The sequence below is a fragment of the Klebsiella sp. LY genome (assembly GCF_004010915.1).
Lineage (GTDB): Bacteria > Pseudomonadota > Gammaproteobacteria > Enterobacterales > Enterobacteriaceae > Klebsiella > Klebsiella quasipneumoniae.
The window spans coordinates 207,671-226,315 of sequence record NZ_CP022441.1 but is presented as its reverse complement, the minus strand read 5'-3'; the positions used below and the strand labels follow the sequence as shown (position 1 = coordinate 226,315).

Genomic DNA, 18,645 nt, shown 5'->3' with positions numbered 1-18,645 from the left:
GGTAATATTATGATACTAATCTTGTATTAACTCTTTCTTCGGTCGGGGAAACGCCTCAGGAAGGACCACGCGATCAAGAAATTTAAAAAGCTCATCACCTTTCAGAAACGTTCTTGAACGGAGTTCATTTACCATATCGTTGTGTACCGAGCGATTAATGTCAAAAAAAAGATCAAGCATTAACTGCTGCTCCGCTTTGAGAGCTATCAATTTACTCTCATTATGCTCTACCTGTTCTTTCGTTTTTGGATGCATGTGATATATGCCACGGGTAAGGTTAGACAGATAAGAGTCTGCTGTTTTCAACCATCGGGCATGATCATTGGAGCTCCCTAATGATTCATGACCGGTATGTGAGCGTTCCCCGGCATTCCCGGCCAACAGTAACAGCATGAACCATTCAGCCATTGTTTTTTCATCAAGGTTATGAGGCTTTAAGCCATCCTGTACATAACCCAGTGAGCCCGAATTATCCGCTTTAGCCTTAGCCACGACCAAAAGATTTGATGGGTACTCATCAAAAGCAGCGTATACCATCGCATGACCCGCTTCATGTGCGGCGATAAATAACCGGTCCTGAACCGTAACCCTGGTCGTTACAGGAGTGCCGTAAGAATAGTTGCCATGATCATGCCGCAAGGGATTGCAATATGATATGCCGGTTTTCGAACAGGTTAAAATAAATTGAGTGAGAGCAATGACAAATAACACACTAATAGCCAGGTTCGGTGTATCGATGAGCTTGTCACCGAAAATGCCAATGGCAGACAGAACAGCAATATACGCGGTAGACCCGTATAACAATGAGGGGTATGTGTTCGGGGAAAGATATAATGGATAAATAAGTATACAGAAAAGTCCACTAATCATAACAAATTTCTGGACTAACACCGCGTCATAGTGTTCTGGGGTGCGGAATAAATGCAGAGACACCCACATTATTAAGCTGCATGCTCCCAGCCGTCCTGTTTCCTTCAGTATGCGGCCGTAAGGAAGAAAGACAAAGAAATGCCTTAACTGTCTCCAGAATCGCTTCTGGCGAGTTTCACGAAGAAAATTTTCAAATAATTTCATTATTTATCGCTTTTGCTCTGCCTTTTCGGTTTTCCGTTGTTTTTTCATTCTCCGTTTTTCCTTGATACCCGCCAGGGTGTAAAGAACAACTGAAGCAATGAAATTTACCAGCGCAGCAAATTCTACCCCCAGATGAATCACTGCCGGTGTGATGGGTAAGAATAAAGCCACAAGAAGCAGAATAAATGAAATGATACACCGTAAGGCCTTCCCTTCCCTACCGTCACCCTGATTATTATGGTTCGCACCGGCACCGATTTTGCTTGTCAAAAAATTCAGGCCGTACGCACACAGGGCGGTTACGACCATGAAAATTGCATAATTCATTATTCCTCCTGGGGTTTTAATCTCAGCCTGACCACATTGACCAGTTTCTTAATGCCGTCCTCGCCTGGAACAAACACATAGCGATACCTCGGCCATGTAGTGTGAGTAAAAACCTCACCAGCTGTTTTCATATCAAGTGGCAAGAATCTTTCTGTCATGCTCTCTGGTAATTTATCTACGGAGATCATCCCTTTCCTGAAACTTTTAACCATCAGAGCAAGCGGGGTTTTGCAATTTTTATTACTCATGGTTTCTGTGTAACGGATCATCCCTCCCATCGTGACCTGAACTTTACCGAGTTCACAATCAAACAATGGCATCACAGGCCAGAAAGGAATTTCAAGACTCGTGCTGGTCAGAGCTTGTTCGTAGCCCTGCTCACTGGTTTCCACCGTTGTGTTAAGTCCCGGGAACAGAGCATGCATAAACCGGATGACCTTGACCACCCCGGGTGTACTGGCTTTGCGCTGATAGATATCAGGCAACCACGGCGATGTACTGGCCCATAAGGTAGTTGAGGCATAGACCTGTTTCTCCATATGCCACAGAAGGGAGGGATCCGACAGAAAATGATGGACTGTAAGCAACTCAGCCAGGAATCTGTCTTCACTCGGTTGTGTCATGGCATGTTTAAAACTGATCTGAACCCGGAAACGTTCCTTAGCGTTCAGAAACGATATTCCGCGACTGACCGCAACCTCGTATCGCCTGTTGGCCGGGTCCGCATGACAAATACCGGTTAAAATCCGGTTCATGCCAACTCCTTAATCACTTCTACCAGCCCGATGCGGGGCAGGACAGAACGATATTTTTCTTCAAAATTCCCGCGCTTCTGCCTTTCACCTTTTTCGTAATCTTTTAACGGGTTAAAGCGGCCCGGTTCACTGAACAAAATTAAAGGTAAAGGTGCCCGGAAGTTAAGTTTGTACGGTCCGGACAGGTCATCAGGATCATCAGGGCTGGTGTACCGGATATTGACGTTAACAGCAGGAAAGTTACTTTCCCGAATGAAACGAAACTTCCTCAGCTGCTCATCTTCATGACAGGCCTCTTCATTGAGCGCTGACAACATCATGATTTCCTCAATGCGCTCCTGCTTCAGTCGCTTAAGGAAGGTGCGAACAAGTCCCTGATATGAGATCATGTTTGTCATCTGGAGCCATGGAACAGGGTTCATCATGAGTCATCAACTTACCTTCGCCGACAGTGAATTCAGCAGTAAGCGCCGTCAGACCAGAAAAGAGATTTTCTTGTCCCGTATGGAGCAGATTCTGCCATGGCAAAACATGGTGGAAGTCATCGAGCCGTTTTACCCCAAGGCTGGTAATGGCCGGCGACCTTATCCGCTGGAAACCATGCTACGCATTCACTGCATGCAGCATTGGTACAACCTGAGCGATGGCGCGATGGAAGATGCTCTGTACGAAATCGCCTCCATGCGTCGGTTTGCCCGGTTATCCCTGGATAGCGCCTTGCCTGACCGCACCACCATCATGAATTTCCGCCACCTGCTGGAGCAGCATCAACTGGCCCGCCAATTGTTCAAGACCATCAATCGCTGGCTGGCCGAAGCAGGCGTCATGATGACTCAAGGCACCTTGGTCGATGCCACCATCATTGAGGCACCCAGCTCGACCAAGAACAAAGAGCAGCAACGCGATCCGGAGATGCATCAGACCAAGAAAGGCAATCAGTGGCACTTTGGCATGAAGGCCCACATTGGTGTCGATGCCAAGAGTGGCCTGACCCACAGCCTAGTCACCACCGCGGCCAACGAGCATGACCTCAATCAGCTGGGTAATCTGCTGCATGGAGAGGAGCAATTTGTCTCAGCCGATGCCGGCTACCAAGGGGCGCCACAGCGCGAGGAGCTGGCCGAGGTGGATGTGGACTGGCTGATCGCCGAGCGCCCCGGCAAGGTAAGAACCTTGAAACAGCATCCACGCAAGAACAAAACGGCCATCAACATCGAATACATGAAAGCCAGCATCCGGGCCAAGGTGGAGCACCCATTTCGCATCATCAAGCGACAGTTCGGCTTCGTGAAAGCCAGATACAAGGGGTTGCTGAAAAACGATAACCAACTGGCGATGTTATTCACGCTGGCCAACCTGTTTCGGGCGGACCAAATGATACGTCAGTGGGAGAGATCTCACTAAAAACTGGGGATAACGCCTTAAATGGCGAAGAAACGGTCTAAATAGGCTGATTCAAGGCATTTACGGGAGAAAAAATCGGCTCAAACATGAAGAAATGAAATGACTGAGTCAGCCGAGAAGAATTTCCCCGCTTATTCGCACCTTCCTTAACATCCTGTAATGTCAGACTGATATCGGGCTTTAATTCCGTTAGTTCCCTGCGTAAGCGATCAATAACCGTTTCCAGACGAGTGAACTTATGAACGACCGGAATTTGCCAGGTGAAACCGAGAGTGCGAATTTTCTGAGTCACTATGCGGATGTTACGTGATACCTGCAGGGTTACCAGCCACGGGCAGACCTGATGCAGTATTTCTGACCGGGTGTCCTTATATTGAGTGATACCTTTGACCACATCAGCGAAGTTGTCACGAAGGCGGTTGATTTCACCCACCAGCTCAGTCACCAGGTCATGGTTGTTGTTGACTACAATATACCCGGGATATTTACGGGTGATTTTAGTTGAATAAGGTTCATTTTTGGCCTGGCTTTTATCAACCCGCTGCTGCCGGTAGATATCTACCAGGGTATCGAGATCGGGCTCCGAGTGAGACACTTTAATATACTGTGGCGGGTCATATTCCTCCACGCTACGTGGCTCCGGGAGCGAAGCAAGGTAAGTTGACCCGATATCGCTGTCCCGGAGCAAACTGTGCAGATCATCGAGTTTGCGTAGTTGCTCTTCATTGTAATGTGCGAAGTCAGTATTCATATCTTCTCCCGTTTCAGGTGACCAACGTTGGACGGTAGACGCTAAATGAACTCAGGTAAAGTCTTAAACGTGAGCCACACCGGAAGCCGACGTCCGTCCTGACACACCCGAATCAACCGGTATCGAGTTTTCTCCATTGACACAAGCCAGTAACCAGCAGGGACAGGCCGGTTAATCGTTATCAGCTTCAGTCCGTAAAACCCACACGAAATTAACATGCGCCCGTCGTGCTCCCTGAAAATGAAACTGAAGGAGGGATAAAGCAGCCAGAATGCCGTCAGGTAAATGTACCAGGTATAAGGGACCGTTAGCTGCAGGATTTCATAGTTACGCACCGTCGCTGTAATGAGTCCAAGGCTTAATATTGCCCCTATACCTGCATAGAGTTTAAACGATGGACTTTCGTAGTTCTTCCAGGTAATGCTTCCAATACGGTGCACTTTACACATCGTCTTGCCTCACTGAAATTGTATTTGGCCTTTCATACGGGGAATAATTTCCTTCTCCCACAAAGACCTGGAATTGCCATGCCCCCCCTGAAGTTGCATAGCACAGACTCTGTTAAAAACGGATATCTCTTTCCTGATTGCCTGGGTTTGACGATCCGTGAGTACAATGTATTCCGGTACCAGTTGCATGACACCGTTCATCATTTCAGCCTTCATTATTCCTGGGCCATCTTTTTTGTCAGCCTCATCGGTTTCCTTCACATTGAATCCAAATGAACAAAGAAGCTGACCCTGGGCCTTAGGCCCCATCTGGACACCCCGGCTGTCGACCGTAAAACGAACGATCGCGTGGTCCCCCCCTTCATCACTGGTTATGTTTCTTACCAACATGCTGATTGGAGTCATATGTAACCAGCTGTAGATTCCCAAAACAATTTCTTCTTTTAAAATCATATTCAATTTGTCGGTTCTCTTTTTCTCATTAATGAATATGAAAACATAAAAAACGGCTCTGTAAAGCCCTAATCTGTCGAAAGCAGAGGTTTTGTATTTTTTAATTTGTACTCAATAAAAATTCCGGCCGCATCAGCTGTTGTTATTTCAGACAATATGGCGTCAATGATTTCAGGCTCAGTGATGTTATTAAATCCCAGCTTACGGACCATTTCTTTGACGCGCTCAAAACGTCGAGCCGTGACGGTATCGATGACAAAACTATTTACTGGTACGTCATCAGATACGACAGGCATCTCAGTTAGTTTCATGTTCTTTCTCCAGATCCGGGATGTAAGCAAAATTGAACGCAATGGCTTTTTCCGGGGAATCACCCGCAATGAGCTTTAACCATGAGTAAGAGTCGTGCTGGCTCAGAAAAATAACAAGATAACCTTTGTCTGCACCGTTGCGCTCTTTGATAAACTTTATCTCTTTATCCATTCCGAAGCCCATTGGTCCGTGTATGACACACGATTGCTCAGGAAGCATCGAACTGAACATGGATATAACGACATCTCTTAGCTCTAAATTTTCGTGGGCAATGAAAGCTACCTTTTTACCTTCGTTAACCGAAGCTACAATGCTTTTCACACTTGATTTCACGTTATAGCGATAGACAATCAAGCGGAGGCGAGTCATGCAGAGGCAAATAATACCCGCGCAGCTGACCAGAGCGCCGTACACTGACCCCTCTATAAACCAGTTTAGGCCCCCAACAACCAGTAGCCCCAAAAAAGTAACTATGCTCAGAATGAAAATAAAAAAGTTAATTTTGTGGTCTTTAGGGTACCAGGTAGATGCAACGGCCATGATAGCCATTGCGCCGACTAATGCATACATTGAAAGGTCATACGGGTTACTCATCAACAGTCTCGCAATCGTGACCAGGGCAACCCCTGATAGTTGAAAAATTAGGACATTCCTGGGGAGTTATAAGTCGCTCACCGGCCTCATAACGCTTTTGTAAGTCCATACGTAAAGCTTCTGCGTTGTCACTCCCCAGGAGATAGAGAAGTAACTCGTCATCGGCCAAAAGTAACTTTTCCAGGTCGTAGCATTCGTGTTTGTAGTCCATCATCCCTCCTTGAAACTATTAAATCACAGAGAAAAGGTTAACTTTCTGGACTAAAGACCTAAAATTGCGCATTAGCGATAAATTTTTGATAAAAAAAAAGCGCATAAAATATGCGCTCTTTTTTATAGACAACAATGGGTAATTAATTCATACAGAGCATGTGATTCTTAACTCTTTCTATGAAGTTACTCATTGAGGGAAGGTTTAACTCGTCCCCTATGCGTTGACAGTCAAAAAGCGACTGTGCAGGGGAATAGTTAAATCCTTTATTATTGACAAACTCTAAAATCTCTTTCAGATAGGAGTTTTTGCTACCGGCACTGAAGGAGTTGAGTAAAGGCCCGCGATCTAAAAGTTCACCAGCTGCTTTTTTCGACAAGCTAATGCTTTGCTTGCTTATGATCTTACAATGATAGTAATCAAAGTTATCACTTCCTTCCCAGTCAAGATACTTAGAAGAGTGAAACTCCGAAAGCAAAAGCAACATTGTGCCATGATCGCGAACAACATATAAAAATTCGAAATTACCATTCATCAACGCTTGTTTAACTAAGCGCAAATCAATCTCTATGTCGTAGTCATACCACGGATTGTTAACGAGGGAAGCTGAATGCTTCAGAATGAAGTCTTCTTTTACCCAGTTAAAAACCGCTTCGATATCAAAATCATAATAAAAGTTCATAGTGGGCTCTCCTTAATAAAAAAGAGAGAGAGCCCCCACAGGGAGAACTCTCCCTGTATGGGTTATGAAATTAGTTAATCAGGTCAAAAAATCTTTCTTCCAGTCTGGCCGGGAAAGCTTCATGACCCTTGAGCATCAATACATCATTCCAGTCGACACCTTTTGCACCATCAGGAATGTCCAGTTCAGGTAAATGAACATTAACGCAGACTTTCGCATCAGGATACCGTTCAGCAAGTAAGGGCTCCATACGGCTCTTAAGAACACGTGCAGCGAACTCACCAGCTTGCTTACCGGTTTTGGGGTTAAGCCGATCTTTATCTGCCCAAATCGATAACTCAATGAATTGGCAATCAGAAGGTGGCATTAAATGCTCTGGTATTTCCAGCATTTCCATAAACGTTGAACTTGAAGATGCCCAGCACGGAATTGAGGTCGCCTCTGTGACAGATAACGCATTCTCAATACCTTCACTAATACCCAAAAACCATGACTTTGATTCTTCACAGTAAGTAGGCTTAAATAACTGCATCGAACCACCATTCATCTGGTAGACCGGTTTCATTATTAATTTAGGAAATTGAACATCAGCTTTTTTATGTCCATCATCAGTTAGATGGGTTTTATGGATGGTGCAGTTGCGACCATACTTGTCGTTAAAGATAGTAACCATCGTTGGGTGAAAACTAGCTGGTTTATTATCACCAGGCCAGTAACGCATTTTAGCATTTACCCCCAAACTGGCTGGTAGTTTTGTGAGCATCCTTTTTATTCCGCGCCCTGATAGATAACGAGCAACTAATGAATCGGGTGTCACAAATTTCGTGTACTTATAAACAGCTTCTAACTTGTTTATGCGACTAAGTCTTTCTTCCTCTCCAATATCTGAAAAGGATTGAGCCTTTTTCTCATAAAGAACAATGTTAACACGGTCGGCTTCATTTAACTTTCTATCCTTGGAAACTCCAATCATATCTAGAATGTCTTTTGCAGCCTGCGTTTTACTAAAGTTTTTAAGTTCAGCAATTAAATCGATGCCATCAATGAAAGCATTATGTGGATAATCCTCATGAATAGCATGAACACTTTCTAGGGTCCTATCTTTAAATCTGAATTTCGTTTTGCCACCACCAGTAAACGGGCATTTGACAGAACGCGGTGCTTTTTCCAAAGCCTCCTGAAACTCAGGATAGTACGTTAATACATTACGCCAACCACCCAGCTGCTGCACATGAGATTTGACTAGGTCAAAGGTATCTTGTGCGTGCTGCATAGGGGATTTAGCCGATGAATTATAATTTGTAGAATGACTCATAATACTCTCCTAGCTGACATTGTGGGTTTCACAATGCCTACTGCAATGCAGATAACATTGAGAAACCCACAACGCAGAATGAAGATGTGCCACGAGGTGGCACAATCATTTATAAGACTTCGAAACCATTAGAACGATATTTATTCACCAGTCTTTCAACCGCTGAATCCATCGCTTCGGAGTTAGCTTCTGAAAATTTAGTATCACGTACTAAACGTTCTACTGGCATAATTCCATCAACAACTTCACCTTCAGTGATGTATACCTTGGTTCCAAACATCCCACTGTCTAATTGACGAGAGTCAACACGTACACGTTTAATATATTTATTACCTTTCATATGTTTGCTCCTTAAAAGGCGAGCAAACATACCCAGGCGGGTATATAAGCCCGCAGGGGAAGATAATTAAATTTAAATAAGGTTTCTGATTAGATCTCGATACAAAGAGTTCAATTCAGAAATATCGTTTATTTTTTGAAAATAAACTCCATCAAAGCCTTGAGGTTTACTTATGCCATAACCGACACAAACGATTTCTATGCCATGTTTTTTAGCATTTTTAACAGCTGCACAAACTTCCTCTACTGTGTCTGATGGATCACCATCAGTAGCAATAAAGATAACTTTTCGCGAAAAATTCAAACGATTGAAATATTCAACACACGAATTAATCGCTTTGGCAGTTGGTGTATATAATCCGCTAGAGACATTTTCATAATTAGAAAAGCTTGCAGATACTGTTTTATTAAAAGATTTAATAACATCAATACAATCTACTTGTTGAACTGGATACACAATATCAGCAACATCAATATTGTTTACCGTTTCACAAGCCAGGGTAAAAGCAAGGTTTGCGTTTAAAGCTAAAACAGATACATCACACATAGATGCAGAGATATCACGAAGGTTAATTACACCGACATCAGACCTCTTGTATCCTTCCCCGCTTTTCCTAAACACAGATGTGGCACCCATTGGGACTTCAACAAGCTTTCTATCATGAAGACGAACTCCGCGATCGCTTAGCCTGTTGTTACGCCGTACATTCTGTTTATTCAAAGAAGAAAGTAACTTTCTTAGCTCACGAGAGTTATCCCGTGCGTTGTTATAGTCCTCTTCGGTGAGCGAGATAAAACCAAATCGAAAACCGAAGTGTTTTACATCAGCATCGCTGAAACTAGATGCCATTTGGCAAATAGCTCGTTTAATAGATTCATGAAAATCATGGGAATTATCCTGTTCAAAATCTGTATCCAGGTAATTATCAAGATCTTCAATAGCCTTTCTTAGCTGTGCCGGTGAGAAACTTGGTGTTGAACGTGAAGAAGAATCAGAGTCATCAGAGTCGTCTGACTTATCAGAGTCATCAGAGTCATCAGAGTCGTCAGAATCATCAGAGTCGTCAGAATCATCATAGTCATCAGAATCATCAGAATCATCAGAGTCATCAGAGTCATCAGAGTCGTCAGAATCATCAGAGTCGTCAGAATCATCAGAGTCGCCAGAATCATCAGAGTCAACAGAGTCATCAGAGTCATCAGAGTCATCAGATTTGTTCTGCTCCTCTTTATCTTTTAGATCATCACGTAACTTTTCAAATTCTTCATGTAGTTTTAATCCTAACTCGCACGCCATAAGAGTTGAATTAACTCCAGTAGCTTCGAGAATTAAAGAATCAAACCTGTCTTTCATGTCGAACAGAACAGTATCAGCAAGTGCAAAAAAATCATTCAGAATCTCAGGAATACCATCTTGCCCAAGTTGATTAACACGAAGTTTGTTTAAGATATACATTTCAATGTATGAAACGATATTTGAACCATCACCAGTCATACATCCGTCACTAACCATAAATGAATACATTTCTGCCAGCATGGTTTTTGAAAGCCGAAAGAAATTTCCAGTTTTCTCTTCCATCTGAATGTCTTCAAAAAGATTAATGCAGCGATGAAGTCTTTTAAGCTTAATTAGCGCTATTCTTTCATCATTTTTTGATGAAAAACTAGGGTTGCCATCAGGTAGAATACTTTCGAAACCAGGTTGTTTTGATAAATATTCATTTCTAAAATTTTCATACGTTTCAAGTTCAGTATAACGATTATGACCACCTTCATGACATATCCAGCCGCTACATAACTTCCAGTATTTGTCATTACTAAAGTCACCATTTGGTAAAAAAATAGCCTTTGTCTTCATGTTAATGCGTGGTGTTGTATTTGGCCCAAGAAAATGAACATTGAGATCAGGATCAGCACCAATAACACGAGCCATATTATCTACAGCTAACTTACTACGAACTGAGTTGTTAAGTTTAATCGTCATATAGCACCCATAAAAGTTAATGGGCGCACCCATGTGGGTTTGCCCACAAGGGATTAGAAGGAATCAAAAATTCAATGGAGTAGAGAAAGTTACTTTTTTCTGTACCGCATCAGTATTCGAGACCGGGGGTAAAGTAGAAGCCGGGGTATTAGCCTGGGTTACTTTTGTAGCAAAAGGATCAACAAATTTGGATCCAGTTTTATTAGCTAATTGGTCATCTAAATCGTTAAAACGATTTTTGATTTCGCTGATAAAACTAGTCACAAGATCGTCACCATCCATGATTTTGTTCAAACGATTAGTATCACTTAACAGTAACAACCATTCGCGGAACAAACTCATATGAAGTGGTGAATCCAGATTACCAGAAGGAAGATGGTTTAGTACGCTTTGGATAGAATCCGCAATTTTAGTTGCACGATTATCCAGAAACATAAAACTCACAACCTTATCTTTTAAATTAGACAACTTTTCTACAAAAGCCTGGTCAATCTTAGGCTTGGTGCAGGAAGCATAAATAGATTCAGCAGTCAGAGCAATATCTTGAATTAATCCGACTGAATAGCGATCACCTAAATCGTTTCCATCAATTGACATTGGTGTAAATGGAATTGGGTGACTAATCTGGAAAAGAAATGAATTTTCGAAATCCGTTCTTGTCATTCTTAATTTCTCAATTAAGTCTGCGAGTTTTGGACTTCTATCTTTTTCCATCTGAATGTAATATTCATAGTTATCTAGAGCATTCTGAATTCCTTCCTTGAAATATTCGCGGACGGCTTCAACTTCAATTAAATACTCTTCCAGCTTAGAAGTTGGGAGTATATTCATAGAGCTGAACGGAATGCAGTATTTACGTTTGAGTGTACTCAATCGCGTGTGAACAGCGCTTTTAAAGTTCAACGCTTTAGTTGAAATCCATTGGACTTCGACCTTGCTCACACTCGACTGGTCTGATACTTCATCTTCATCAAGAAACTGTCGTATTTCATCGGTTCTACGACGACCCTGACAACCTTCGACATCTACCTTAATAATAACGGCACCATCTTGTAACTCAGGATTACGGTCGATAAAATCTTGAACAGATTTACTGATTTCAGAGGTATCAGCAATAGCAGTGATTTTGACTTTAGCCATGATATTTCTCCAGTATAAACCGGAAAAATATCTCCCAGAGGGAAATATATTTCCCGGTGGGGGTAGGTTAAATTGTTTGTTTAAAATAGGTATCTATTACAATTGCGAAACTGAACGTGATACTTCTTCCGGGTACAGTTGTTCAAGCAAAATTTCAGCTCTACTACATGCTTCAGAAGATAACTTAGAAGTGAATGCAATTTTAAACCCAACAGAAATTTCTTCATCAAGGACTTTGGAGGTAGAAATCCATGAAATCAATTCACGAATATCCATCACCAGTTCGTCATCTTTGAGATTGTTAAGTTCAAAAGCAACTTTTGCAAACATTCTTAAACATGAAGGTTTTAAATCAGGAAAATGGGCTTCGGCTGCACAATACATAGTTTGTTCATCAGGTCGAATCATCGGCAATATTAAAAAACGCTTAATAAATGCAGAGTCCTGGGACTGTGATGAAGCGAAACGCATATCCTCTCCACTCATGTTGGTATTAGCGGTACCGATAAAACGGGTAAAGCGATTTGCATAAATCAACTCGCCACCTTCTTTACCAGTTGCCCACGGTTTACGTTCAAGCGGCATATGAAGCTTAGCGGCCGTATCTGGGTTTATTTTATCAATCTCATCAAGAAGAATGATATGCCCATCACGATAGCCTTGCACAAGGTCACTATAGACATAATGTGTATTGCCATTTTCTAACGTTCTCATACCTTCAAGGTCATCAACAGATAATTCATTATTAATTTGCTTGATGGTGATAGGCCAGTTCAGCATATGGCTGATATATAATGCTAACTCCGTTTTACCAGAACCAGACTCTCCTTGCAGGCAGATACCAGCAGTTACCTCATTATTTAAAAGTAACTTCACCGTACGGCGTAGGGTGATCGGGTTCGGACGATATTTAATGTTTAACGGAGCACGATAAGGCGTAACTTTTTTGAAAATGGGTATAAAATCATTTTCGTTAAAGCAGTCTACATTAAAATGTTCGTTTGCACGGACAACAATATATTCCTCCTCATCCATGTATTCCTTTGCTTTGGTTAACTCATGAGCTTTGAAATATTTAATTTCTAAATCAGAGTTTGCGTTCAAAGTCAGAACATTAGCATTGGTGTTAGCAGCAGTAGCGTGTGTCATATATAACTCCATTAGATATGTATAAAATTAAATGTTTTTGATAATAGCTTTGGAAGTGCTGAAAAGTAATCCGTAGTCAAAACCGTATGCATGAGATATGACCTTACAAGCATCAGAATGTAACCACAGAATATAATCAACAGCTTCTGTTTTGAGAACGTATGAATCGGTACTTTGATCCAGTGTCCAAGCGCCATTTTCACTTAAATAATCAAGGATAAGCATTTGCTCGTCGAAAATCTTTTTTAAGATTTTCAATCTGTCAGCTATTGACCATCGGATTATCAATGATCTCCTTGTGTCACAATATCTTTCATCCAGGAAATATGTCCATTTAATCGGCCCTTTGATGGGATGAGAAAATGTTAAGTTATCAGTTTCCAATGATTTAATAAGATTTTGCATTGACTCTCTTGTTCGTATCTCAAGTAAAAGTCGCGACTTAATAAAACTAATAATTTCATCAGGGTCATATCCAAAACGATGACACACAATTTGAAATTGTTTTGTACAATACCAATCTAACTCAATTTTTAATTTGGGAGTTAAATATCGAAACCCATGGGCATCAATTTTATAAACCATAGACTGGTCTATATGGTACTGAACAGTTACAAACGATGATTCCATTATTTTGTAGAAGAACGTGGAGATATGTTCATCGGACCAACTGAAATCATCGAGCTCTTGGTAGTTATGGTACGATACGTTGTTACCATCATCTTCATCGATTGAGCTTGACTCCACAGGTATATATACCTTTTCCTTAACCTCTTCATCTTCAAATAAGAATCTGAAACTAAGTTGGTTTTCATTCACAATCTTTTTAAATTTACTACTTAAATGCATGATAGGGTTCTCCAAAGGAGAAACCCAAATGGGATTTCTCCCAGTAGGGGGTAAAAAATTATTAACGTGTTAAGAACCGGGAACCGCCGAAACCTTCAATAGGCTTAGGAGCTCTGTGAATCAATTTCTGGGCCTGGACTCTTACAACAGTCAATTCACCAGAGTGAACTTTATCCGTCACCAGACAACCAGATATCATCAGGTTATCGCCTCGTATAATCTCTTTAAACTCCTTATCATACAGGTCTTGAGGTATTTTCACCTGAATCGATGAAACTACCATTTCTATTTTACCATTTCTATCCATTTCCTGTTTGTTATCCAGTATTAGCATAATAGTGTCATATTCAGGACGAATAATAACCTTATTAACTTCACCGGATACGCAAACGGTATTAATGTGATTTGTATACATATTAGGTCTCTTTTAAAAAAGTAAAAAGAGACCCAGAAGGAGTCTCTTTTCTCCTTACGGAAATGAAATAACAAAACTAAATATTAATGCAATCATCTTTAATCACCTTCCCTTGAAACAAGAAAGGAATTAAAAAAAACCAGAATAACTAAAAAAATTATAAAGACTAACAGAGATACCATATGCAATAAGAGCACAAGCAGAACCTTTCAGTACTCTTGAAACTGTTACATCATAGAGTTTACCTGAGTCTTTAAGATCGTCTTTCTTAGCTTCGATCATAACTTCATTATCTTGATTCTTTTCCATTGCTGCTCGGGCTTTCAATTCATCATCTTTCAATGATGCTTCAAGCTTAAGCAGGCGAGGCATTAAATCAGCAACAACAAAATCAAAACCATTTACTTTGTGGATCATCATTTCTTTGAAAGATAAGTCATAATGCTTATCCTTAAGGCCAAACTCCTGCATCAAAGGCTTCAATTTACCATAAAGGTCATTGAGGTCCTGATGAGGGGATTCAACAGTCTCAATAAAGTGCTGACGTTTATAAAAAACATGCACCTCATCTAAGACCATTTCAAGCCATTGACCCACTTTAACAGCTCCAAGCTTAATCAGTTTTTCTTTACCGAAGTTAAGATTTTCTGATGTGATGATAGAGCTAATATTCAACTCAACAAATTTTTTATCTAGAGATGACAAAAAATCTTCGAGGTTTTTTTCACGCGGAATATCAGGAAACTCTTCAAGAAGTTGCTCAGCCTCATCGAGGTCGATCTCCTTAATGAATGCATCACCAACATTAACGCTATAGATTACAGAACGTTCACAACCAACTAAATGCTTCAGTTTAGAACTTTCTTCAAGCGCTTTTAACTCGATTACGCGGCTGACAGATTCTGTCATGTACCAGACGTATGTCTTATCGTTATCAGAGCCCTTTTCTAATTTAGATATATCACTACCAGTATTTGATGGTGGGATTTCTTCACCATAAAATGCTTTAGCATGAGCCATCAAAATTGAGTCTTTATCAATTTTGTTAGCAGCCGGTCGTGAAGTTCTAGCAGTAGTGGAGCTTTTAGCACGAGTAGCAGCTGTAGCATTAGATTTAGCAGTAGATTTAGCAGTAGTAGAAGTAGTCATTTTATATACCTTTAAATTTAGTGTTAATTCAATTGAACCGTGTTTACAGTTTTGTTGAAATTGGCGAATGCCGTCGTTTATCACCCGGAAGCAACAAACCGCCTGAATTTATACTTTTCTGGCATTAAAAAGTCCGTAGAAAGTCACTTTTAAAAAAGTAATTAAGCTACGAGTTGTGGAAATACAGATGTGAGAAATCGCACCAGCGCCACTTTTTTTTGGAAGAGGCTCTGGTGTCGAAACTCAAAATTGAGCTATCCATTTATGGATATCTTAGAAGAGATAAAGGTATTAAAAGTAAATCTATTGAGAAGTTTATACATCATTCGTGTTTCATTGTAAACACAAATCTTCATTACCCTCGATAACTTCATTTTCTTCTGATAACTCAACAACTTTAGGGAACGACTCAGTTATAAATTCTGATGGTTTACCATTCCAGGTAATGTAAAGCTCTAGCTCTGCCCTGGTCATCCCAACAAAAAACAAACGTCTCTCCTCTTCTATTCCTTCCTCACCAATAACCTTCGGTGAAGGTATTTGATCATGGTTACAGTTAATGATGATTACTTTTTTCCATTCGAGTCCTTTTGAGCCATGAAGCGTACAGAGGCAGATCCCGTTTTGCTCTGTTTCACTGGTTTCCTTTTTACTTCCCATGGTCATTCCAGCTGCAATATTCAGCATCTTGAGCCATCCATCTTTTATGGCCCATCGGTAACAGGACATTAAAGAGATACGGGTTACAGACGGGTCTCCTTTTGTATTCGACATCTTGTAACCGGCCATCCCCAGCCAATCTTTGATTTTTTTAAAACGGTCTTCAATTTCTTCTTTTATCAGTGTATCTGTCATCATCGATACCATGTGCTTATGAAGCGTTTTTGTAAGAACAGATACATCATGAGGGAGGTCAATTTGTTGAAAAGTTACTTTTCTGGTGCTCATGGTTTTCCAGACCATATCCAGAATTTGCTCATCCTCATTGAAAAAGGACAGCACTCTTTTCATCAGCCCAATGTTGCCAGGCTGTCGGAAAAAGGAGAACAGGTGAAGGATGTTACTTGGCTCTAACCCTTCCCAGAATGATTTACCCCCTATCCTTGTTACAGGCATTTCAAGGTAGCTTTCCATCTTGTCTAGGGTTGTGTTGTTTCGGCTGAGGATTGCCCAGTCATGAGGGTTTCGCTCCACCAGCTCCTTAATCACATCGAATTGGTCCTCAGCGTTAGCTGACCGTATAAAAGTTACTTTCCCCTTATCACCTTTTCTGCCAGAAACGAGGCTCTTCTCATAACGGGCCTTGTTCTTCCTGATAACGGTATCTGCATACTTGAGGATCAGCGGAGCGCACCTGAAACATTTTGTCAGGTGAAAAACGTTAGGGTTGTATGCTTTGTCAAACTGACGAAAAATCTTTACACCACCGGCATCTCTGAAACTGTAGATGGTCTGGTCATCATCTCCAACAATCGTTGTGTTGATTCCCCTCTTTGCATGCTCAGATATCCAGGTAAATTGAATACTATCGGTGTCCTGCACTTCATCAACAATCAGATGCGTGATGCTTAATGGTCTCATCTTGTCGGCACTCAACATGCCCACTACATACTTTGATAGTGAGTTGAAGTCAGCAACATTATCCTTTTTGCAAAAGTTCATGTACTCGTTGTAGAAGGCCACCTGTTCGCGTGTATATTTAATCCTGATAATGTCTGGGTTCAGCTCACGACCAATCCCGTCAATGAATGGCATAATGTCGTAGACACCTTCATGGTAGTTAAGGTGTTTTTGAACTCGGGAAACCATTGCCATTTGCTTGTGACCAATCAGCAGCCCACCGTTCCAGCCTGACTGGTTAACCATTTTTTTTATAAACCCGTGGAAAGTATCTACCTCTATCCTACTCATAAACTTAGGCTCTATCATTTTCTGGAGGCTATTTTTTAATGAGTCTGTCGCTGCCCGGGTAAAGGTGACTAGAGAAACCCTTGCCAAAGGATGGCGCTGAAAAATGGACTTTGTACCTTCTTTCATCGTGAATGATTTCCCACTTCCTGGGCAGGCTATAACCATAGTGTTTTTATCCATGTTTCGTATAACACGGTCTTGTTCTTCAGTACTCGATGCCATCTTAGCTCCTATATTTCCAAGTGTTTATCATGACACAATCAGGAGGATTTTTTTGGGAATAGTGTCTATTTAAGAAGGTTGTCAATTTTTATTCATTTTAATGTTTGCTCATCTGTAATTAACTTGCACATAAGAAGATCAATCTTAACTCAGTTCACTCTTATAAACTCTCACTGTTTATGACAAAAACAAAGCTGGAACAAAAAATACCCCCTTGCACAATGAATTTTATATGGAATAATAAAATTAAATAAACCACTGGGACACTTAAATGAAAAAGACACTGACCACTGTATTGGCTTGCACACTTCTTGCAGGTTGTGCTACGCAACCAACCAGTCCGGAAAACCGCATGTTTACTAAAATGCATGACGTCTACTGGCACTCAGATCCTCAGAAATCCCTAGCAGTAAACGCGTATTCGTTGGCTGGGGTTCAGGTAAACGTCGAAGAAGCTGAGAATGCCTCTGGAGGCGTCGATGAGGGGCTTGCCTCTAAAATGCTTTTGAACACGGCGACAGGAGCTATCACCGGCGGACTCAAAGCTGGAATTGGGATGTTTACCGCATCACTTTATAGTGAAGCAGATGCGGAATACATCCAGACCCCACAATTTGTCGTTTTCGTGCCAAACCCAACTAAACTTCCATACAATGATTCGGCACTTGTAAAAAATGGGGCAAAAATAATTATCGATGCTATCAAAGATCATCCTAAACTAAACAATGCTACTTACTCACAACAAATCAAAGCTCTTTCTGAATGTACAATAAGTAAGTCCTTTATGGGGCCTTGGGATACGTGTGAGACTAAAACTGAAGTACCGCAATCTGGTAGTAATGGAACAACCTTCTTTAAGTATCAAGTAATCCGTCCAGCCACTGGGTCAGAACTAGATGAATTACATATGAAAGCTGGTAATTATACAGTTATACGATATGTCTACTTTATGGTGAAGGGACTATCTTTTGATACCACTGGTTTCCCTGGGTTTACACTAATGCCTCAAACACCAAAAACGGCCCCGGGCTATGCAAGTGTATCTATAAATGGCGGAGAATATTACTTTATCAAGGGTGGTTTAGGATATAAAAAATTCCCTTTAAAAAAAGGCATTGATTAAAAATATTATAATCTGACCGGGCTATACCCGGTCAGAT

General features: G+C 41.2%; 20 protein-coding genes. 2 read left to right on the top strand and 18 right to left on the bottom strand.

The window, feature by feature from the left end:
• Positions 1–15: 15 nt before the first annotated feature.
• From CE636_RS01315 to CE636_RS01300, 4 genes are read right to left on the bottom strand one after another with little or no spacing between them, the layout of a single operon-like run.
• On the bottom strand, positions 16–1,074 hold the full coding sequence (locus CE636_RS01315; protein ID WP_024266349.1) for a hypothetical protein: 1,059 nt from the start codon (positions 1,072–1,074) through the stop codon (positions 16–18).
• A 3-nt stretch (positions 1,075–1,077) separates the two neighbouring features.
• Positions 1,078–1,401, bottom strand: a complete 324-nt coding sequence (locus CE636_RS01310; RefSeq protein ID WP_014839934.1) for a hypothetical protein — start codon at positions 1,399–1,401, stop codon at positions 1,078–1,080.
• The gene (locus CE636_RS01305; protein WP_014839935.1) at positions 1,401–2,156 is read right to left on the bottom strand and encodes a hypothetical protein; all 756 of its coding nucleotides are present in this window, start codon (positions 2,154–2,156) and stop codon (positions 1,401–1,403) included. The genes CE636_RS01310 and CE636_RS01305 overlap by 1 nt, the downstream gene beginning before the upstream one ends.
• A complete protein-coding gene (locus CE636_RS01300; RefSeq protein ID WP_102046704.1) occupies positions 2,153–2,581 on the bottom strand; it encodes a hypothetical protein in 429 nt (142 codons plus the stop codon). Before CE636_RS01300 ends, CE636_RS01305 begins: the two co-directional genes overlap by 4 nt.
• Between CE636_RS01300 and CE636_RS01295 the strand changes: the two genes are divergently transcribed.
• Positions 2,580–3,560 (top strand): IS5-like element IS5 family transposase, encoded by a 981-nt coding sequence (locus tag CE636_RS01295; protein WP_042934497.1) that lies wholly within the window; start codon positions 2,580–2,582, stop codon positions 3,558–3,560. The genes CE636_RS01300 and CE636_RS01295 overlap by 2 nt on opposite strands.
• A 37-nt stretch (positions 3,561–3,597) precedes the next feature.
• Here CE636_RS01295 and CE636_RS01290 read toward each other — a convergent pair whose 3' ends face one another.
• From CE636_RS01290 to CE636_RS01215, 14 genes are all read right to left on the bottom strand, one after another.
• On the bottom strand, positions 3,598–4,311 hold the full coding sequence (locus CE636_RS01290) for a DNA replication terminus site-binding protein (RefSeq protein WP_228258402.1): 714 nt from the start codon (positions 4,309–4,311) through the stop codon (positions 3,598–3,600).
• Positions 4,312–4,769: 458 nt separating this feature from the next.
• Positions 4,770–5,213 (bottom strand): hypothetical protein, encoded by a 444-nt coding sequence (locus tag CE636_RS01280; RefSeq protein ID WP_017901130.1) that lies wholly within the window; start codon positions 5,211–5,213, stop codon positions 4,770–4,772.
• A gap of 68 nt (positions 5,214–5,281) precedes the next feature.
• The gene (locus tag CE636_RS01275; RefSeq protein WP_017901131.1) at positions 5,282–5,524 is read right to left on the bottom strand and encodes a hypothetical protein; all 243 of its coding nucleotides are present in this window, start codon (positions 5,522–5,524) and stop codon (positions 5,282–5,284) included.
• Positions 5,511–6,119 carry a hypothetical protein gene (locus CE636_RS01270; protein ID WP_017901132.1) on the bottom strand — a complete coding sequence of 203 codons (609 nt, stop codon included), beginning with the start codon at positions 6,117–6,119 and terminating at the stop codon, positions 5,511–5,513. The genes CE636_RS01275 and CE636_RS01270 overlap by 14 nt, the downstream gene beginning before the upstream one ends.
• Before the next feature lie 353 nt (positions 6,120–6,472).
• Positions 6,473–7,012 carry a hypothetical protein gene (locus tag CE636_RS01260; RefSeq protein ID WP_017901134.1) on the bottom strand — a complete coding sequence of 180 codons (540 nt, stop codon included), beginning with the start codon at positions 7,010–7,012 and terminating at the stop codon, positions 6,473–6,475.
• A gap of 70 nt (positions 7,013–7,082) precedes the next feature.
• Positions 7,083–8,327, bottom strand: a complete 1,245-nt coding sequence (locus CE636_RS01255) for a toprim domain-containing protein (RefSeq protein WP_024266351.1) — start codon at positions 8,325–8,327, stop codon at positions 7,083–7,085.
• A 109-nt stretch (positions 8,328–8,436) separates the two neighbouring features.
• Positions 8,437–8,667: a hypothetical protein gene (locus CE636_RS01250; RefSeq protein WP_017901136.1), complete on the bottom strand. Its 231-nt coding sequence runs from the start codon at positions 8,665–8,667 to the stop codon at positions 8,437–8,439.
• Positions 8,668–8,739: 72 nt separating this feature from the next.
• Positions 8,740–10,650: a hypothetical protein gene (locus CE636_RS01245; protein ID WP_102046707.1), complete on the bottom strand. Its 1,911-nt coding sequence runs from the start codon at positions 10,648–10,650 to the stop codon at positions 8,740–8,742.
• Positions 10,651–10,713: 63 nt separating this feature from the next.
• Complete coding sequence (locus CE636_RS01240) at positions 10,714–11,790, bottom strand: DUF3150 domain-containing protein (RefSeq protein ID WP_014839940.1); 1,077 nt, start codon at positions 11,788–11,790, stop codon at positions 10,714–10,716.
• A 96-nt stretch (positions 11,791–11,886) separates the two neighbouring features.
• A complete protein-coding gene (locus CE636_RS01235) occupies positions 11,887–12,939 on the bottom strand; it encodes an ATP-binding protein (RefSeq protein WP_017901140.1) in 1,053 nt (350 codons plus the stop codon).
• A 27-nt stretch (positions 12,940–12,966) separates the two neighbouring features.
• Positions 12,967–13,788: a hypothetical protein gene (locus CE636_RS01230; RefSeq protein WP_017901141.1), complete on the bottom strand. Its 822-nt coding sequence runs from the start codon at positions 13,786–13,788 to the stop codon at positions 12,967–12,969.
• A gap of 61 nt (positions 13,789–13,849) precedes the next feature.
• On the bottom strand, positions 13,850–14,203 hold the full coding sequence (locus CE636_RS01225) for a hypothetical protein (RefSeq protein ID WP_017901142.1): 354 nt from the start codon (positions 14,201–14,203) through the stop codon (positions 13,850–13,852).
• Positions 14,204–14,332: 129 nt separating this feature from the next.
• Complete coding sequence (locus CE636_RS01220; protein WP_025999333.1) at positions 14,333–15,352, bottom strand: hypothetical protein; 1,020 nt, start codon at positions 15,350–15,352, stop codon at positions 14,333–14,335.
• A gap of 333 nt (positions 15,353–15,685) precedes the next feature.
• Positions 15,686–17,485, bottom strand: a complete 1,800-nt coding sequence (locus CE636_RS01215) for a UvrD-helicase domain-containing protein (protein ID WP_025999334.1) — start codon at positions 17,483–17,485, stop codon at positions 15,686–15,688.
• Between the two features lie 271 nt (positions 17,486–17,756).
• On the opposite strand from CE636_RS01215, the gene CE636_RS01210 reads away from it, so the two are divergent.
• Positions 17,757–18,608 (top strand): hypothetical protein, encoded by an 852-nt coding sequence (locus tag CE636_RS01210; RefSeq protein ID WP_024266357.1) that lies wholly within the window; start codon positions 17,757–17,759, stop codon positions 18,606–18,608.
• The last annotated feature ends 37 nt before the right edge of the window (positions 18,609–18,645 follow it).

What these genes read in the sequence shown, in the direction of transcription:
- CE636_RS01210 (WP_024266357.1), top strand. Translation starts at nt 17,757, where the DNA reads ATGAAAAAGACACTGACCACTGTATTGGCTTGCACACTTCTTGCAGGT.
- CE636_RS01240 (WP_014839940.1), bottom strand. Translation starts at nt 11,790, where the DNA reads ATGGCTAAAGTCAAAATCACTGCTATTGCTGATACCTCTGAAATCAGT.
- CE636_RS01235 (WP_017901140.1), bottom strand. Translation starts at nt 12,939, where the DNA reads ATGACACACGCTACTGCTGCTAACACCAATGCTAATGTTCTGACTTTG.
- CE636_RS01260 (WP_017901134.1), bottom strand. Translation starts at nt 7,012, where the DNA reads ATGAACTTTTATTATGATTTTGATATCGAAGCGGTTTTTAACTGGGTA.
- CE636_RS01315 (WP_024266349.1), bottom strand. Translation starts at nt 1,074, where the DNA reads ATGAAATTATTTGAAAATTTTCTTCGTGAAACTCGCCAGAAGCGATTC.
- CE636_RS01230 (WP_017901141.1), bottom strand. Translation starts at nt 13,788, where the DNA reads ATGCATTTAAGTAGTAAATTTAAAAAGATTGTGAATGAAAACCAACTT.
- CE636_RS01225 (WP_017901142.1), bottom strand. Translation starts at nt 14,203, where the DNA reads ATGTATACAAATCACATTAATACCGTTTGCGTATCCGGTGAAGTTAAT.
- CE636_RS01310 (WP_014839934.1), bottom strand. Translation starts at nt 1,401, where the DNA reads ATGAATTATGCAATTTTCATGGTCGTAACCGCCCTGTGTGCGTACGGC.
- CE636_RS01250 (WP_017901136.1), bottom strand. Translation starts at nt 8,667, where the DNA reads ATGAAAGGTAATAAATATATTAAACGTGTACGTGTTGACTCTCGTCAA.
- CE636_RS01215 (WP_025999334.1), bottom strand. Translation starts at nt 17,485, where the DNA reads ATGGCATCGAGTACTGAAGAACAAGACCGTGTTATACGAAACATGGAT.
- CE636_RS01290 (WP_228258402.1), bottom strand. Translation starts at nt 4,311, where the DNA reads ATGAATACTGACTTCGCACATTACAATGAAGAGCAACTACGCAAACTC.
- CE636_RS01270 (WP_017901132.1), bottom strand. Translation starts at nt 6,119, where the DNA reads ATGAGTAACCCGTATGACCTTTCAATGTATGCATTAGTCGGCGCAATG.
- CE636_RS01220 (WP_025999333.1), bottom strand. Translation starts at nt 15,352, where the DNA reads ATGACTACTTCTACTACTGCTAAATCTACTGCTAAATCTAATGCTACA.
- CE636_RS01305 (WP_014839935.1), bottom strand. Translation starts at nt 2,156, where the DNA reads ATGAACCGGATTTTAACCGGTATTTGTCATGCGGACCCGGCCAACAGG.
- CE636_RS01280 (WP_017901130.1), bottom strand. Translation starts at nt 5,213, where the DNA reads ATGATTTTAAAAGAAGAAATTGTTTTGGGAATCTACAGCTGGTTACAT.
- CE636_RS01245 (WP_102046707.1), bottom strand. Translation starts at nt 10,650, where the DNA reads ATGACGATTAAACTTAACAACTCAGTTCGTAGTAAGTTAGCTGTAGAT.
- CE636_RS01255 (WP_024266351.1), bottom strand. Translation starts at nt 8,327, where the DNA reads ATGAGTCATTCTACAAATTATAATTCATCGGCTAAATCCCCTATGCAG.
- CE636_RS01275 (WP_017901131.1), bottom strand. Translation starts at nt 5,524, where the DNA reads ATGAAACTAACTGAGATGCCTGTCGTATCTGATGACGTACCAGTAAAT.
- CE636_RS01295 (WP_042934497.1), top strand. Translation starts at nt 2,580, where the DNA reads ATGAGTCATCAACTTACCTTCGCCGACAGTGAATTCAGCAGTAAGCGC.
- CE636_RS01300 (WP_102046704.1), bottom strand. Translation starts at nt 2,581, where the DNA reads ATGATGAACCCTGTTCCATGGCTCCAGATGACAAACATGATCTCATAT.